Genomic DNA, 553 nt, shown 5'->3' with positions numbered 1-553 from the left:
CGGCGCGGAAACCATCTGGAAGGGACTCACGAAAGTTCATGTCGCCGCAGAAACAATGCGTTTGTTGCGCGAGGACGGTGGTAACGACGCTTGTGTATAACGAGGTGGGGTAAGCCGGTCTTCCGGCCGATCGAAGAAGCAGTCGCCGACTGGTATCCGGAGAGTCGGCGAGACGAGATCGTTGCGAGTTGGACAGGCATCGATACCGAGCCCGGATCAAGCGCTTTCAGTATCTTTCGTGGCCGGTTGCGCGATAGCGTGAATATTCGCGACGAGGCGTTCGGAAGTGAGGTGCGTGAATGGCTAGCCACCTTGTCGAATTCGCGTTCGCTCCGTGAGACAACGTTTGCTATCGCGCTCGACGCGAGCGAGACATGTGAGGATCGGGCCGCATTGGCATTCGTAAATATGAAAATTTCCATAATCTCAGAAGATGTTCAGATCGTAAGCGAGGATCGATTACCGCCTATCCAGGAGTTGAAAAAATCGTCAGGCTAGTACCCACCACAATGTGATGGGTACTAGATCGATGGAAGCAAAAGCACCGGGCCGG

1 protein-coding gene is annotated in these 553 nt (G+C 54.4%); it reads left to right on the top strand.

Annotated features, from left to right (window positions below; translation table 11 throughout):
- Positions 1–90 precede the first annotated feature (90 nt).
- Positions 91–498: an NEL-type E3 ubiquitin ligase domain-containing protein gene (locus tag HV670_RS32570; protein WP_175108604.1), complete on the top strand. Its 408-nt coding sequence runs from the start codon at positions 91–93 to the stop codon at positions 496–498.
- The last annotated feature ends 55 nt before the right edge of the window (positions 499–553 follow it).

Source organism: Pararobbsia alpina (assembly GCF_902859895.1).
In the GTDB taxonomy this organism is placed as follows: domain Bacteria; phylum Pseudomonadota; class Gammaproteobacteria; order Burkholderiales; family Burkholderiaceae; genus Pararobbsia; species Pararobbsia alpina.
This window is presented reverse-complemented; position numbering and strand designations above follow the sequence as displayed.